This window comes from Bradyrhizobium sp. CSA207 (assembly GCF_029051685.1).
Classification (GTDB): Bacteria; Pseudomonadota; Alphaproteobacteria; order Rhizobiales; family Xanthobacteraceae; genus Bradyrhizobium.
Genome location: NZ_JAACFT010000046.1, coordinates 37,322 through 53,649, shown reverse-complemented (window position 1 = coordinate 53,649; position 16,328 = coordinate 37,322). Strand labels below are relative to the sequence as shown.

Below are 16,328 nucleotides of genomic sequence, written 5' to 3'. Positions count from 1 at the left end.
CTTTTCGAGACCGTACGCAGACAGCGGTGTTGTCCTCGTCATTTCATCTCGAACTTCGGTTCGTCGGCTTGAGGATTTGCACGGTCAGAAGATTGGCGTCATGGTTGGATCCGTCGAGCACGAGTGGCTGGCCAAGCACGGCTTCCGCGTTTCGGTCTTCGCCTCTCAAGAGGACATAATTGCCGCGATCGAGGCAGGCGAAATCGAAGTTGGCGCGACAAACCCCGTGATTATCGGTTGGTATCGGCACGAAAACCCCAGCACGGCAGTAAGGATAACCGACGGATACGTGCCAGACCCGGCACTCCACTGGAGTGTTTCAGTCGGGCTTCGCCGAGCCGACGATGCGCTGCTTGCAGCCGTGGATGCTGCGCTGGCCCGAGTGGTCGAGCAGCGGATACCAGCACAAATCTACGCGAAGTATGGCATTAGCTATCTACCCCCTTCCGACGCGGGTCTCCGGTGAGGACGCGAACCCTGGCGCGACTGACACTACAGCCTGCGCCAGCAACTCTGAATGCTGGAAGGGCTGTACTCGCGCCTTGCCATGATCTTTGAAGCCCAGGGCACTGCTTATCCTTACGGTGCAAGCAAGAGTTCTTCCGCTGATGGCCCTTCGCGTCCGTTGACGCGGTGCAGCTACATGTCGGTTAATAGGGGAGGACCGGAAGTGCGCGGCTGATCGCCAAACCGATGCGATTGACCCAACTCGGACGTTGCCCTAGCCCAAGAGCAGGCCCTGTGCTTCGATGCTCGGGTGGCGTTGTTGGCTGAACGGGAAGGAGACTCGCATGTGAACCCTGTTGATCAGTATCTTTTCGAACTTCTCAACGGCTTCGCGCATCGCTCCCTGATCTTTGATGCGGCGGTAAGCTTCTTGGCCGACCAAGCCGTGTTCAAGGGCGCTCTTGTGACATCGCTTTTGTGGCTGGCTTGGTTCCAGCATGACCCGGACCAAAAGCTGCGCCGGGAGCTGGTTATTTCAACACTTGCGGCGACAGTCGCGGCACTTTTGCTGACAAAGATCATCAGGTCTCTCGTGCCCTATCAATTACGGCCGATCCATGATCCCGCAGTCACCTTCACGTTGCCCTATCGCGTCACGAGTGAGTCTTTGTGGAATTGGAGCTCCTTTCCGAGCGATACCGCCGCATTTGCTATTGCGTTGTCCGTTGGCGTGCTCTTGATATGGGGCCGATGGGGCTGGCTCGTGATCTTGTACAGCCTTGTCGTAATTTGCGTGCCGCGCATCTATCTCGGCTATCATTATCCGTCGGACGTTGTGGTCGGTGCCCTTATAGGCACTCTCGTCACTCTCACGGTGTGTCGGAAAGAAATCAGGATCCCGCTGAGCCGCAGGCTTTTGCTTTGGAGCGACGACCATCCGGGTACGTTTTATTGCGCGTTCTTCCTTTTGACATACGAAATCGCAGCAGTGTTCGAGAACACACGGCAAATTCTAACCGCCGTCTGGAAGTTGTCTCGCTACGCGCTCTAAATCTCCGTACGTGCTCGGTGGCCCCGCCCCGCGCGTATATTCTCGCCTACTGACAGGGGGCTTCACCCGCGGGCGAGCCCGGACTTCCGCTGTTGGCCCATTGCTCCAGTTTGCGCGCTACAGCGAAGTGTCCGGAGTGGAGAGTAGACCGGAAGTCGTCGAGCTGCCGGCGAACCGACGCGAATGAAGTTGCAAGGCAAAGCCGACTTACGCACGCCTTCGCAAGGGAGCCTCCAGCGACTCTCGATCGAGAATGAATGTGGGCGCACAAGGGATGCTTGGACCTCTCCCGTCTGGACCGCAATCCGTAGCCAACCCGAGGCTCACTGGCGTGGCGAATTGGCTTGGACACATCTCGTCTGCTTCTGCGCGCCGCGGGCATATGACGGCGATGTCGTGCTGCAGCTCGTGCGAGGAGTGCATCGCGTGGTGGCGCGCCGCCGCACAGCGCAAACGCGTTTACGGCAACCGGACCTTCCCCAAGCCCATCGCCTTCGCCGATCTGATGAATCGCTGATCGAACGTCAGGAGGCATCGCAGGATGCAGCCCGCCCAAGGTGGAGCGAATCGGCAAAATCCATGCCCTCGTCCATCCGATCCAGGGCAAACGCGACCAGCCCGGGATCCTCGAGCACCACGTTGGAAAGTCCACCGAAACCCCGGAGCGCCTTGCATACGCGTTTGGCGTCAAAACCATACGCACTCCGCAGGACCCATTCGGTTTCCAGCATCACCGTCGTGCAGACGAAGACCTCTTCTGCCTCGATGATGGCTTTGGCTTTCGCCGATTGCTGGGAATGATCGCCCGTCAGGTACCGAACGACCAGGTTGGCATCAATCGCGAGCATGACGTCGCCGCGCCTCCGCGGCGATGCCCGCCTCCATCTCTTCCACGGTTTTTGGCTTGCCCCGATAGTGCAGCGACGCGAAGACGTCAGCCGGCTTGGCCGCCGGGAATGGCGAGGATGGCTTCAGAAGCACCCCGTCCGGCGTGCTCTCGATAGTAAGCCGAGTGCCCGCCCGCCAACGGCGTTCCTCACGGATCGCCTTGGGCAGGATGACTTGACCCTTGGTCGAAACAGTCGTCGTCAGCTTGCCGGTAGCCATGGGATCATCCTTGGTAAGACGAAAGTAAGTTAGGCGCAGTCGCCTCGCCGGGCAAGGAGCGCAGCCGGGCAAGTTTGATCCGGTTATCCTGCGATGGGCCTGCCCCCACCAGTTCGACAGGATTTTTGTATTGAGCGTCGCCTTTACCAAGGAAGAAAGCGCCGAGACCGCGTCCGAAACGCTGTTGCCGGATCGCCCGATCTCGCCCCATCCCAACCTCGTGACGGAGGCAGGCCTGCAGGCGTTGCAGAGACAGCTTGCCGAAGCGCGCCAAGCCTATGAAGTCGCGCAAGCTATCGAGGACGTCAACGAGAAGCGCCGGCAGTCGGCGGCGCCGTTGCGCGACGCCCGCTATCTGACCGAAAGGCTGCGCACCGCGCAGGTCATCCCCGATCCGGCCGCGACCGACATCGTCGCCTTCGGCAGCACGGTGACCTTCAGCCGCACCGACGGCCGCGTGCAAACCTATCGCATCGTCGGCGAGGACGAAGCCGATCCGAAAGCCGGCTCGATCTCGTTCGTGTCGCCGGTGGCGAGGTCGCTGATGGGAAAGGCGGTCGGGGATGTCGTAGGGGCGGGGACGCAGGAGATCGAGATTCTGTCGATCGGGTAGAGGTGCGTTTGAGGCGACTGCCTCGGGTCGCGGGGCCACACCAGCGTCACATCGCTCTAGAGCCACTCAGACGTATAGCAGTCCAGCGGCGAGCTTTTCACTGTCCCCGCGTGACAACTGATCGCTTGGATGCATTGGAGCGCTCTGACGCGTCGCTTAGGAATCAGCCTCCTTTTTGGGGAGCTCTCCTAGATTGCCTTCTAGGTGGAGACGAATTACGCTTTTGCATTTGTGTGCTCAGGTCATTGACGCGGGCATTGAGTTTTTCGTTTGCGTCCTTGAGTTCGACCGATTTGTCCATCAACGCCTTATTGTCGGCTGACAGCGTCGTAATCTTCTCAGCCATTCCCTTTGCATCCGTTGAGACCGTCGCAATCAAGGATTGGGAGTTCTGCACCATCGAAGCGAACTGTTGGCCGATCTGATAGAGAGTAAAAGCGATGCCTGCACCGGCGACAAGCGCAGCGACAGCGCTAATGTTTCTAATACTCTTTGCGCTTTTTTCGGCTTTTCGTGCAGAATCGGCCGACTTTGCGATCGCATTCGGGATGGAGCTTTGGATCGGATTTCCAGCGTTCGCCTTTCGCAAATATTTGTCTGGTTCTAGGTCTCGCTTGTCCCTCGGAAATCCTTTGAAGAGTTCCGGCTTACGGATAGCCGCCAAGGTGTCTTCCGGCGGCGGTACGTACCCAAATGTGGTCTTTGTAAACTCGACCCATATCAAGGCTTCGTTGGTATCTATCGGATAATCTGTAGATGTAAGGTTGTGAAGCGGGATCAAAAGCTTCCCGTGAAATCCCGGATCGACAAGAGGGCCAGTACCGAGCAGCAAGCCTCGGTGGACATGCGTGATCCTCAAATTGAAGCGGATGGCAACGTAGTTCGGCAATCTGAAGGTGGGTTCGACTTGCGCGAAAACGATTGAGTTTGCTTCGAGAACTAGCGGGGTTCCTCTTTTAACCGTCTTTCTTTGACGCCGCCCGTTACCGTCCCACCAGATTACTTCTCCACCTATGAACACCTCGTAGGATGCCGATTTGAGCTGCTTCTCTGTGAACGGCCACAACATCCCCGTGATGCGCGCATAGTCAGCGATCTCGACAGAGGACAGCAAAGCCCGGGGGACATGGGGGAATGGATCTTCATTCTCAAACCTGACGGCACGAGCTTTGGCATCGTCGTCGTCCTCTGGTAGTTTGGTCAGATCCATTGATGGTTGTTTTTCAGACAAGAGGTTTCGAAGCCAGATGCAAAACCGATACGTCGGCGACGTCGGAGATTTCGCGAAATTCGCCCTGCTCAGAGCCATCGCGCGAGAAACGAATCTTCGAATCGCAGTCATATGGTACTTGTATTCGGATGAGGACCACAACGCAGACGGGAGGCATGTAAGCTATCTCCGCGATGCGGCCTTTGCACAGCTTGATCCGAGCCTTCACGCTGCGCTTGCTCGACTTATTCACAAGGGGAAGAGAAGCGTCCGATCGGTCGCGGCGGCAGGGATTTTGCCTCCGGGTACTAGTTTCTTCGGCAGCCTCATCTCCGATCGGAGAAGCGACACCCGGCTGACCAGAATGCAACGAGCGCTCTTCCGGGGTGCCTGGGTCAAAAAAGCACTTGCGAGTGCCAGCGGACATGAGCTGGTGTTTGTCGACCCGGACAATGGCTTGCAGACTGCCTCGGTGCAGCGCCATTCTCCGAAAAGCGGAAAGTATGTCTTTTGGAACGAGCTTGCCGAATTCTGGGCCAAGGGCCACTCGCTAGTCGTCTACCATCATCTCAACAGAACCGCGACGGTGGACCGCCAAGCGGAAGTTCTTGGCGCTAAATTTCGCGATCATTTCCCCGACGCGCCTCTTATACGGCACTTCCTAGCGCGAAGGGGATCATGCCGGCACTTCTGGATACTTGGACAGGAAGGGCACGCCCCAGCTCTATCCGACGCGATCGAGAGGATCTCTCAAAGTGCCCTGAGTGAGTGCCTCGAGCTTGGTTGACTGCGGCCATTCCGATCAAATTCGGATCGCGGCACCAATGAAGCCGGTCCCAGTCCGACCTTGGCTATCTTTTCTCCGATGTGCTTTTCGATATCGGAGATGAAGCCACATGTCTGGGACGGCCGTCCGCCACTCGCGAGTGAGGGATCGAGGTAGTCGACATGGTTCAATACGATCGACGTCGGACGGTTGACGGTAATCGCGCGCCGCACGACGTCGACTTCAAAACGTCCGACTCGCCGTTCCTTCCTGGTCGCCGTAGTCAACTCCTTGTAGTCCTCGGGAAGTCCTGCCTCGGCAGCAATATCTCGCCAGGTGGTCTCGTCCTCTAGAGGGCCGGAGGGACCGGCAACCCTTATCGGATGTGCACGCAGCACAAGTACAATTTCGTCGACGTCCAGAGGGCTCAAGCCAGCTTCAGCGATAAAGGCTGCGGCCGTCGTGTCTCGGCTGGTGGCCTTAGGATAGAATCCGCCATGAAGCAGCGAGAGCCCAAAACCCTGCGAACCTTCGATAACAATGCGCTGCTTCTTCGCTAGAACGGCACGCATCAAGTCGGTCGTGTCTTCTAAGTAGGGATGAAGTCTCTCTTCGTTCTTAGCCAGGCGGACAGTCTCTGCACGAGTTATGCGCCGTATAAGGGCGGCGCCGGTACCCGATCCGGTCGACCCAATTCGCTCCACTAACCCGTTCGAACGCTCCGTATCCCGATCTTCGGACGTGATGAGGCTTGCAAATGGACTCACTTTGACGCGATCCGGCCCCAAGCCAAGCTCGACAACTTCTTTCTCGAAGATGTCAATGTCGATCAAGGCGCCCGGTGGAAGAACCGCGATAGAATCGGTCGCGAAAACTGAAGCCGGCAGCTGCCGGAACGCTCTCGGTTGTCCGTGTTGATCAATGATGGTGTGGCCCGAGTTTGTTCCCCCAACCCGGACAACACAACGAGCATCCCTCTCGCGAGCGATTGCGAGCGCTACTTTTCCCTTGCCCTCTGAACCGTACTGGCCACCTACGACTACGGAGACAGGCATTTGCCGCTCTTCGAATTCTCTGAGACAATCTGCGTCAGTGACTGTTCCAAATCGGACAAACTTCCCTCATTCGTAATGTGAATGTGGGCTAACTTCGACAGCGGTTCAATACCCGCTTCCACCGCCTGGCGATCGGCCTCGTCGAACGAAACAGCCGCGGATTCTGCGTACCGACTTCTACGGATTTCGTCAGATGCAGAGATATGCACATGAACGAAGCGCGTTCCAAACGCTTCCACGAAATATGCCCGGTCTTCCGGGAAGCGGAGACCATCAATGACCGCGTGGCTCTGGCCGGCTACGCGCTGCAGGACGCGCTCGCAAAGCCACCGCTGGCCCTTCTCCCGATGAATTTGCTCACCCACTTTTTGACGCGTAGCACGGTCCGGCGAACCACCTGCGTTCCGAATCTCGTCGTCGATCACGAGGCTGAACCGGGTATATGCGAAACCCTCCTGCTCAAGCATGTGAGCGGCGGTCGTCTTGCCGGAACAGATGCGTCCGCTGATGCCCACCACTAGGGGGGTATCCTCGCTGTCGGTCAGCTTGGGCACGATCAAAGCTCCCTCGGTGGGACCGGTCAGTGGCTCGTACTTGTTTGCGAGGAAAAATGAGCCGACCAAGGCTGCCGTTATAGCATCCAACTCGTCGTGAGTGACTTCCTCGGAGGCGTACCGTCCTTCGATTCCGAAGTCGGACAAGCCGCGTTTGAGGTACTCGATTCCAGCGCCCTTGCGTGGGATTGCCATAATGTCTTGCGCCGCGCCGGGATAGCTTTCGATCACAGCGATCCCTTCTGCCCGAATCCTGTTAGCCAGCAACATGCCCCGCCGGGTCAGCGCTTGCATGCTTGGGAGCAGCGCGGGGTACACGTTCACGCCGCGACGCTTCAACTCTCTTTCGCATTTGCGCATGATTCCGAACTCTTGACGTCCGGGATCGTCATCCGTGACGACCGTACGCCCGAACGGAAGCGAGAGCGGAGAATCGATGGAGACCAAATCTGGCTTGAGATCGAATATCCGATCGATCATTTCCTGATCGGTATGGACGGTAAGTGTCTCGGCGGTTCGGCCATCTAGGACGCACCATCCGGAGCCGCGCTTTTCGGAGCCGGTCAAATCGATTCCGACGATCCGGGCGCTTTCAGCAGGCGTTTTCGAGAATATCGACGAGAAGGTTCGGAAGGTAACGTTCGGCTGGAGCGCGCGGCTTGACATCGTCGGTGCCGGCTGACCGAAAATGTTTCGGGCGATCTCGTTGAATGCTTGTGGCTTGAGCCAGAAATCGCGCTGCAGATTGAGCCGCGCCATGACAATGTCGAGGATCGCGGCCATGCCGAGGACGTCGCTGCGGTTATAGAGTACGAGCCGCTGCAGCGCCGCTACATTCCCACGCAGGTAGTCGTGCCAAAGGAGCACCGCCACGGCTCCATCGACATCTTCGAGATCGCTGCGGAAATCAATCTGGAGCTCTCTCTCGATACTCTTTTGGCCGCCCGCCAATCCGACGCGCTTCGAAAGATAGCGAAGATCGACGTGGATGCCGGGCAGCGCCAGTTTGCCAAAGGTCTTCTGAAGGAATCGAAGGTCGAAAAGGGTGCCATTGAAGGTCACCAGAACAGTGGCAGAGGCGAGATCCTTGAGCAGCGAAGACGGATCCTCGCCTTTAACCAGAACTTTATACTCACCATCGACAGCCCAACCTATGATGGTGATCTCATCATAGTACCAGCTGAGGCCGGTGGTCTCAACATCTAGGAACAGTACGCGGGCGTGATGCGACAGGATTGGCGACAAGTGCTCGTCGGGCACGGTACCCTTGCGGGCAGGGTCTTTCGCCCGCGACCGCGAGATCGGCTGGGTGGTGCCCTCCGCATCGAAAAGTGAAAACAATTGTCGCTCCGCCCTGACGCGCGCCGCAGCGCGACTCTGTCAAAGTTATCTCCAAACGAGTCCCATCGAAAGTCGCTTTCCTATCCAAGGCGTCGGTCGGCCTTAGGCTCCACAGGAGATTGGGCCTCCTCGGGTGCGGTTCCCCCCCTGCCTACCCACAATTTGCCTGCACTGCGAGGGCGCTGACCGAATTTTTCGCAGCTTTCTAGTCTGGTTGATTTCGGACCAAACCTGACTGATGGCCGCGCTTGGGTGCGGCCCGCGCGTCCCGTGCGGTACGCCTCTCCCCGGATGATGCCATTCTGCCCCTGTGTTGCCCGACGAGTCAAATTTGATTTCGGAAAATACGTAACCAATTGTTTCCGCTCGCGTCGGCTACTGTGCATGGGGTTGTTTTCGACATATTTGATTGAGACGGTCCGAACTCCGCCAAGCGTCGATCATTGTCCCGCGACGGGATGGTTCAGGAAAACTGGAGGATTCAGGGGATGGATGGTGGGCGCACAAGGGATCGAACCTTGGACCTCTCCCGTGTGAACCACAATCCATAGTCCCTAGCCAACCGGGGCTAGCCATAGTAAAAACTGGATAAGCCTCTGGAGTGTAGGGGCGTTCATCATATGCGGCCATAATAGACCACAGCTGACCGAACTACATTTTGTATGCCCCCGCTGTGCCCCCGCGCCATCTTCCCTTGGGGCACACAAATCGGGAAGGGTCTGTGTCCCCTCTGTTCTTCAAGGGTCGTCCTTCCAGGTTGGTGTGCCCCGAGGCGGAAAAAGCGAAGGAGAGTCAACCATCACTTTCCCTTCGCTTCGATGGTCCGGGCGGCTGCGGGGCACACCGCGACAGGAAGAGTAGGGACCATGCCGGAGCCGACCAACCAGCTGACACTCACCGATGCCGTGATCCGCAACGCCACCTTGCCACCAGGCAAGGGGCAGCATTATCTCCATGACGACAAGTTGCCCGGCCTCGCCCTGCGCATGCGCGCTACCGGCGGCCGGACCTGGGTCTACCTGTTCACCAAGCCGGGGGTGAGGGGAACCCAGCGCAAGACGCTCGGCGCGTGGCCGAAATATAACGAGAAGGCAGCGCGCAAGGCTGCCACCATCGCCGCAGGCGAGGTCTTCAGGGGCGTGGATCCGAACGACGCCAAGCGCGAGGCGAGGCGGCAACAGGCAGCCGAGAAGGAGCGCACCACGCTGGCCACCCTCATCGTTGAAGATGGTCCCTACCAGACGTCCTTGACCGGACGCCAAGTCGTCAACTGGAAGCCAGCAATGTCGGCGCTGCGGCGCGGGCTCAAGGATCACGCCGAGAGCGGCGTGGGGGACCTGACGCGACGGCAGATCATGGCTGCGGTCGACAAGATTGCCAAGACCGGCAAGCGCGGTGCAGCCAAGGACTTGCGCAAGCACGTGCATACCTTGCTCGAATGGTGCGTCGGCGAGGGCTATGTCGAGCACAACGTGCTCGCCGGCTATCGCGCGCCGAAGGAAACCCGCGCGCAAAGGGTCGGACGCCGAACAAAGGGTCGCGCGCTGACCGATGAGGAAATCATCAAGGTCTGGGATGCAACCGGCAAGCTCGGGGCTTTCGGTCTCCTGGCACGCATGTGCCTGCTCGGTGGCCCGCGGCGCAGCGAGCCTACCATGATCGAATGGCGAAAGCACATCATGGACGACCGCATCACCTTCGATGCGGCGTGGACCAAGATGGGGCTGCACCACGATGTGCCGCGCACTCACCTGGTTGACGAGGTGCTCACGGCCGCGAAACATTTCCAGCGGGCAACCTCCGACTATGTCTTCCCGTCGCCAAAGACCGGCGGCCAGATGTCCGGCTTCACGAAGATGGTCAACCGCCTGGTCAAGGAGGCGAGCGTCGCCAAGTTCACCATGCATGACCTAAGGCGCAGCTTGCGTACTATCATGTCACGCTGTGGCTACGACAACGAAATCCAGCGGCTGTGTGTTGGGCAAAAGCCAAGCGGAATCGACCAGGTCTACAATCACGACGAACAGTGGATCATCCGCAAGATGGCGTTCGAAGCGGCTCACGACTACATTGCGGAATTGGTCGGCGCGAAACGGGTCGGCAAAATCGTGCGCCTGCAGCGGACGAATCCGCTTGACCCGATCAAGGCCGAGCTCCTCGGCCGTCTGCGTGAGCATTATGCTGCTGAGGCGTCCTAGTGGTCTTATCGCACTTGGCCAGATACTCGCGCACCGCATCGACACGATAGAGGGGCCGGCCATCGACGTAGCGCCATTTCAGCGGGTGATTCGGATCGCGCCGCCACTGCTCCAGCGCTCCGGGCGTGCGCCGGATGACCGCGGCCGCCTCTAGTGCCGTCAAATTAGAGCTGCCCGGCAGCGTCTCGATATCGAACGTCGCGGGCGGCGGCATGCCACGGTTCTTGCGATGACGCTTCGTCGCGAGCGGCATTTTCAGACTATCTGGTGTCCGTAATCCCTTGATCCGAGTCGCGTCGTCCTTGCCGCTCATGCCTTTGCCTTGAACCGTGATCGGTCTGGCGCATTAGGGTCGAGGCTTCTCGAGCAAGAAAGGGATCGAGAGCGCAGATATTGCGGCTGGGTAGCTGTGGCGTGCAAATAGGACGAATCGTTGCCTTTGCCACGAGCTTGACAAGCAATCGTAGCGCCCGGTGGCTGCGACAACGTGATGCGAACTTATGGTCGTTTGGAAATCGGAATCAGACACTCAGATTACCGCCCTGCCCGCTGACTCTTAATCAGCGGGTCCCAGGTTCGAGCCCTGGTGCGCCCACCACCCGCAAGGGGTTGCCGCGCAGCGAGTTTTTTAATTTCCGCGGCACAGTTTTCTCGGCAAATGGAAATCGCGTGGCACCGATTTGGCACCGCCAAACAGATGCTGTGACGGGCCAAAAATATTTTTGAGTCTTGCGCCGTTGTTCTCATTTTGTTCTTATCGAACGAAGAGGACAAGACCATGGATATTGAGTTCGAGTGGACATCGAGCAGCGTCGCCGGCAGAGACTTTCAGCGGGCGGTATCTCGACGACGTCGGCCGGAGGAACTTGAGGATCTCTGTGCCGAGCGCGACCGGTTGGTAGGTGGATTTCTTACTTTTTGATGAGGTTGAAATTTATTGATCCGCACGTACAGCGCAAAGCTTGTCGGTCGCCCTTGTGGGGTGAGACGTACGAGTACCCACCGCAATCGACGTTGGTGCATCGTAAGGAGTCCAGGAGGTCTTTGAAGGCCGCGACCAGCGATGCAAGTTCTTTGGGCTGCAGATTGGCCCACTCATTGTAATGGACGGCCTTGTTAATCATCCACTGCTCAGTCTGAGTCTTGGCTATCTTGGCCTTTGCATCAGCTTCCAGTGCCACGATTGTCGCCTGAGCTGAACTGTTTCCCCACGACTGAGCGCTTTCCCGTGCCAATGCCAGCGTGGCTCTCCATGCTTTAAGTACGGGCGACATCAGGTCGCCAAGGTCGTAACTACCGTTGCTCTGAAACGGCACGTCGGCCCGCAGATTATCTGCGAGAATAGTGGTTATGAATTCAAGATACCGTCTCAACGCTGCCGCAGCACCAGCAACGTCATTTTTTGCAAGTCGATCACTGATGTCTTTCCAAATATCAACATGGTCCCAAACCTGTGGACCGGTATCGACGGACCAACTTCCGAAGTTGACGCTAGTACCGACTAGATTCTCGGTTCGCATGAATTGAAGCCAAACCGGATCGTGAGTCGTAAGAATGAACTGGACCTTGGGGAATTGGCTTTTGAGAAGTTTGCAGACCTCGCGTCGGTGGGATGAATCGACGGACATGAGCACGTCATCAAGAACAGCAAATGTGAAGTTGCTGCCAAGGGTGTGCTTCATTAGTGCCAGGTAAAGGCAAAGTCCCATGCCATCCTGATGGCCTTCACTGTGATAGGCGCCCGGCGGAAATTGGCCGCGTCCGTAAAAATCGACATCGAACGCGAGCTTGCCAACGGATGGTTTCAGTGCGCCTTCAAATTTTCCTTCGTCTTCACTGTTTATTAGTCGATAAAAATCAGTGAAGTCCTTTTCGACGGTCTTGTAGATGCCCTCCAACACCGCCGTGCTACGGGCGCTATAGAGGTCTGAGACCTTCTTTGCTGTTTCTTGTCGGGCGTTGGCAGTATCGTTTGCCGATCGAGCTTCGCGGTATTGGCGCAATCGTTCTTGCGCGAGGATCAGAAATGCTGTCGCATCTTGTTCTTTGGATACTTCCGGCAACGCCGCGACACACGCTGCTATGGCAGATATCACCTGCTGAGCTGCCGTAGGGAGTGGCTTAGTAATGGAGCCGAATGCCTCCAGGGCTTGTTGCAGATCGTTGGGGTCGTTGCAGATGCCCTCGATCAGTTGTCGCCACTCGGTCCATTTTTCCAGGGCGTCTGACATGAGCGCTGTCTCGATTTTTGGATCAAGTCGCGCACCAATCGATAGTAGCTTTCTAGCACCCTGCTCGAAAGCAACAAGTTCGGCTTTGAGCGGTGTGATTGCTGCTTGGATCGCATCGAGTGCTTTCGTGGCCTCTCCAACGAGTGAGAGCTTCTCTTGCAAGTGAACGAGAAGTTCAGCCGTGTTCCACGGCAAATCGCACAGAGGGCAGGCGTCTTCTTCCAGCAACTCAACGCCTTGTTTGATCAACACTTCACGGCGAAAGCTTTTGAGCAGGGGGGTGTTTTCAGCGAGAGCTTTAACCAGCCCGGCAGCGTCGGCAACAGATTTACCAAAGGAGGGCGAGCCGAGTACCAGTCGGGTCTGGTTGAACGCTTCAATTTCTGCCGTTGCGACTGCCTTGCGAATCGGCGTCGCGGTGGTGACCGTGCCCGCTGCAAGGCCGGTCTTGAGATCTGTTTCCGCCGATAGGTCTGCCAGTGGCGTAAGCTGAAGGATCGCCCGCTGGTCGTTTACAGCTTTAAGAAGCGCGGATTTCGATAGCGCGGGAATACCGAGCGCCTGCAGAAGTCCGCGTATGGCGCCATCAAGCTGATTTTTGGCCATACTGGCTTTGGAGCGCGCATCGTTAGCGATCTTTTGAAATGCCTGCCGCACTTTCTCGACATGATCGAGACGCATGAGTTCCTGAACATCCTTCGATCTCTGGCCGGCGGGAGTAAGGATGTACTTGATTATCTCTCTGCGGGAGAGCGCAAATTCAGGATGCGCGGCGAGTTCCGCAATAACCGCCTCAATGCTCTTATCTGTCGGAGTTATCTTGGGAGAGTTCGGTGAGCCCACGGATCTTTCGATTGTGACCATCTTGCCGAGTGATGGAATGCGGGCAGTGAGGGTAACTTTTGCCTGGTTAGGATTCTTCGCTGCATCAACATGCGGCCCGTGTGCTCTGACGCTAAGATCGGATGTGCCGCTGCCGCGCAATCTTGTGATATCGCCCGTGATTGCGAATTCGATTGCATCAACTATTCCGCTCTTGCCCGTACCGTTCGGCCCGCATATGCCGAAATTCTTGTACTTGAGATTCAACGCCAGCTTTTTTACGCCTCGAAAATCTTCAATTTCAATCTTCTCAATGCTGAGCATGTTTATTTTTCGTCCACGCCGAAGAGTGCAACGGACAGCGATGCGGCGTCCACGCTTTGATTGTCCAAAAGCGCCTTCTTAAGGCGATCATGCGTGTCGCCATCGACAATGTTCTCTTCAGCAAGTTTGCTTACGAAATCGGAAATCACCGCGGATACGGTCGGCGAAAGAGGCGGTTTTGAGATAGGAGATACTTTTGTGAGTTTGGCCATGTTGACACAACCATACCTTGCGCCAGACTTTGCTGCAAACATCAAGGTTAATGCGGCTGATTCAGCAGGGGATATCGTCGTCGTTGCGTTGCGATGCAGCGATCTGAAGTGTCGCGGATGAACTCGTGGTGACAGGATTGATCCTCTCATCCTCGCCGGTGCTCGCCATTAACGCGGGGATGGCCTGCAGCGATGTACCGATCAAGCCTTGAAGGTCACCATACATGCCGGACGTATTCGCTATGACGCGCTGTATCTGCTTTTCCCGCTTTGCCCAGCGCCGCTCTGCAATTCTCCGTTCTTCTTGGAGTTCGGACTGCATTTCTATGAAAGTCTCAACGATCGCTTCCACGCGCTGGCGAAACTCGCTCCCCGAGAGATAGCGATACAATATTTCCATCTTCTCGTTTTTGCCCACCGCCGCAAGTTTTGTCATCTCAACTTCAATGAGCTGCAGTCGAAGTGCGAAGGCAAGGCTGAGGGCACATTGCGAATTGGTGATCCAAATCCCGCTGACGTGTTTGAAATTCTCGCAGTCGCGCGGCAGAGCGTCGGATACGAGAATTGCCATCTCGGCTTTCAATACTCGCTGGTCATCCTTCAGTTTCTGGAGCCATGAGTCGCTCCACGATTTTGTACGTTTTGATTCCCACAAGATGATGCCGCACGGGTTTCCTGTGCGCGATGAAATGCGTTGAATGAGGTCGGCTCCCGACACTCCTTTCGGAACGGGTTCGATCTGATCTTCCGGGAATGCGTTGCTGAGCAGCTGCTGGAGCTGCAATTCCAGAACCTCTCCCTGCGTTTGTTGCGACCCTTGCTCCAGCTTTCTCCTGAGTTCGTCGTTCACCCTGATAGCGTCTTGAAGCTTTTTGTCCTTTTCGGCATCTCGGAGGCGATGCTGGTCATCCAATCGGCGTGTTATGGCTACCTCGATCTTGGCTCGTTCTTCGTCGAGCTTTCTTATCAACTCCAGCTCAAGCGTCTTTTCCCGCTCTTCGATCGAGCGCTTCTGCTTGCGCAGTTCAAGCTCTTGCTGCTGAGAGGCTTGGAGCAACAATTGCTTTTCCGCGGCTTGGCGCCGCAAGTCATCGATCTCAACTGAGACCGCCTGGTGCGCCTTGGCCGTTGCTTCTGATTGAAGCCGGTCCTGGGCCGCGCGGATGCGGTCTTGAATTGTTTTGTCGAGATCTGACTCTCGCTCTTTCAGTTTTTGCTCACGCTCGCCGATAAGACTCTGTTGTTGAGCAAATTCGGAATTCACGTTTTGGCGGGCTTCCTCTTCGATCTGATGGTAGATCGTTTCGCTGACGGGAATGAGTTCACCGCACTTCGGGCATTTAAGTTGGTTGATTCCAGCGCGGTCGATCATTCTTTACCTCTTGCAGCATTGCATCGATCACAACGCCCAGTGCAGGTGCATATCGCTCTGACACCTTTCGTATCGTGATTCAACTGCGCTGCAGGGAAGGTGAAGGACTAATCAACCAGGAGTTCAATTCGATTGCTCCTTTGGCTTATTAGTTCCTCTTTACTCGTCCGCGTGCGAAGCCTTTTGAACTCGCTGCAGACAGCTCCCTTATTCTGACTCCGGTAGTCCATTTGCGATAATGGGTGCCCGCACGGTGGCCCGAACGTTCGCCGTCACATGACGAAATCGCTTGATCGGTTGCGGACTCTAGTGGATCGAGGCACGACTGTGCATCGGGTGGAGGACTTTTCGCAATCCAATGATGTCAGTAGCGTCCCTTGCTGAGTATCGCCTACGCTTTTGGCGACGTGACAATACCTTTTGTATCAGCCGGTCTTCCGATTTCACTCGGCACTTGATCGCGTAGGCACTGCGCTGCAGTGAGCGGGGCCCCATAGATAACGCGTTGAGAAGCTGCTCTCGCACGTAGTCTGCGCCAGCAAGCGCTCTAATTGCGTCACCTCGAAGATTTTGCGAAACCACTTTTGATCGACCCTAGCTAACAAATTTGCTGGAAATAGCAGTAATTCGATCAGATGCTTGGTCGAAATGTCAACAACAAAACAATCTATGATTGCAATTGCCAAGGGGCTGTTCTTCTTTTGTCCTGGTCGCCAGCACCATGACGCCGTCAGGCAGCGTTGGACCGAGTTATCCGAGCGGGGAAGCGGTCGCAGGCAGAATGTGCGATTGCACAACTCAAAGCCGAGAAAAGTCGTGCTCGCGGTGGGCGTCGTGCCGATATTTCACTCATCGAAATCGCTTACGTTCAGCCACGCCGCTGACCGCTGCATTGCCGGCAGCGCTGCGACGCTCGCCGACATCATCATTCTGCTCCCGGTAAAGGTCTTACGGAAATTGTCGTTTAGCTCGCGGATGCGATCCGTCTTCCGGGGCCTTTTGTCTTCGTCAGAGTGATGCCGGTG

Annotated in this window: 13 protein-coding genes; 4 read left to right on the top strand and 9 right to left on the bottom strand. The window is 56.8% G+C overall.

All coding sequences use genetic code 11. The features are described 5' to 3' along the window. Both GWG65_RS35665 and GWG65_RS35660 read left to right on the top strand, forming a co-directional pair. On the top strand, positions 1-466 hold a 466-nt coding region (locus GWG65_RS35665; protein WP_275200114.1), incomplete at its 5' end, for a transporter substrate-binding domain-containing protein. A 327-nt stretch (positions 467-793) separates the two neighbouring features. Beyond that, a complete protein-coding gene (locus GWG65_RS35660) occupies positions 794-1,498 on the top strand; it encodes a phosphatase PAP2 family protein (RefSeq protein ID WP_275200112.1) in 705 nt (234 codons plus the stop codon). A 524-nt stretch (positions 1,499-2,022) separates the two neighbouring features. Here the strand turns inward: GWG65_RS35660 and GWG65_RS35655 are convergent. Beyond that, positions 2,023-2,346, bottom strand: a complete 324-nt coding sequence (locus GWG65_RS35655) for a type II toxin-antitoxin system VapC family toxin (protein ID WP_342760702.1) — start codon at positions 2,344-2,346, stop codon at positions 2,023-2,025. Continuing rightward, positions 2,333-2,605: an AbrB/MazE/SpoVT family DNA-binding domain-containing protein gene (locus tag GWG65_RS35650; RefSeq protein ID WP_275200111.1), complete on the bottom strand. Its 273-nt coding sequence runs from the start codon at positions 2,603-2,605 to the stop codon at positions 2,333-2,335. Before GWG65_RS35650 ends, GWG65_RS35655 begins: the two co-directional genes overlap by 14 nt. A gap of 130 nt (positions 2,606-2,735) precedes the next feature. On the opposite strand from GWG65_RS35650, the gene greA reads away from it, so the two are divergent. Next, entirely contained in the window at positions 2,736-3,218 is a 483-nt protein-coding gene (gene greA / locus GWG65_RS35645) for a transcription elongation factor GreA (protein WP_275200110.1), read from the top strand. Positions 3,219-3,381: 163 nt separating this feature from the next. Here greA and GWG65_RS35640 read toward each other — a convergent pair whose 3' ends face one another. The 3 genes from GWG65_RS35640 to GWG65_RS35630 form a co-directional block, all read right to left on the bottom strand. Beyond that, the gene (locus GWG65_RS35640) at positions 3,382-4,449 is read right to left on the bottom strand and encodes a hypothetical protein (protein ID WP_275200109.1); all 1,068 of its coding nucleotides are present in this window, start codon (positions 4,447-4,449) and stop codon (positions 3,382-3,384) included. Between the two features lie 729 nt (positions 4,450-5,178). Continuing rightward, positions 5,179-6,249, bottom strand: a complete 1,071-nt coding sequence (locus tag GWG65_RS35635) for an adenylosuccinate synthetase (protein WP_275200108.1) — start codon at positions 6,247-6,249, stop codon at positions 5,179-5,181. Further along, positions 6,234-8,144: a ribonuclease H-like domain-containing protein gene (locus tag GWG65_RS35630; RefSeq protein ID WP_275200104.1), complete on the bottom strand. Its 1,911-nt coding sequence runs from the start codon at positions 8,142-8,144 to the stop codon at positions 6,234-6,236. The genes GWG65_RS35635 and GWG65_RS35630 overlap by 16 nt, the downstream gene beginning before the upstream one ends. A gap of 866 nt (positions 8,145-9,010) precedes the next feature. On the opposite strand from GWG65_RS35630, the gene GWG65_RS35625 reads away from it, so the two are divergent. Next, positions 9,011-10,342 carry an integrase family protein gene (locus GWG65_RS35625; RefSeq protein WP_148745552.1) on the top strand — a complete coding sequence of 444 codons (1,332 nt, stop codon included), beginning with the start codon at positions 9,011-9,013 and terminating at the stop codon, positions 10,340-10,342. On the opposite strand, the gene GWG65_RS35620 is transcribed toward GWG65_RS35625, so the two are convergent. From GWG65_RS35620 to GWG65_RS35605, 4 genes are all read right to left on the bottom strand, one after another. Beyond that, a complete protein-coding gene (locus GWG65_RS35620) occupies positions 10,287-10,655 on the bottom strand; it encodes a hypothetical protein (RefSeq protein WP_148745551.1) in 369 nt (122 codons plus the stop codon). The genes GWG65_RS35625 and GWG65_RS35620 overlap by 56 nt on opposite strands. Before the next feature lie 598 nt (positions 10,656-11,253). Further along, positions 11,254-13,719, bottom strand: a complete 2,466-nt coding sequence (locus GWG65_RS35615) for an AAA family ATPase (RefSeq protein ID WP_275200102.1) — start codon at positions 13,717-13,719, stop codon at positions 11,254-11,256. A gap of 2 nt (positions 13,720-13,721) precedes the next feature. Beyond that, the gene (locus GWG65_RS35610) at positions 13,722-13,931 is read right to left on the bottom strand and encodes a hypothetical protein (RefSeq protein WP_148745549.1); all 210 of its coding nucleotides are present in this window, start codon (positions 13,929-13,931) and stop codon (positions 13,722-13,724) included. A gap of 61 nt (positions 13,932-13,992) precedes the next feature. Further along, positions 13,993-15,303: a DUF2130 domain-containing protein gene (locus GWG65_RS35605; RefSeq protein WP_148745548.1), complete on the bottom strand. Its 1,311-nt coding sequence runs from the start codon at positions 15,301-15,303 to the stop codon at positions 13,993-13,995. Positions 15,304-16,328 lie beyond the last annotated feature (1,025 nt).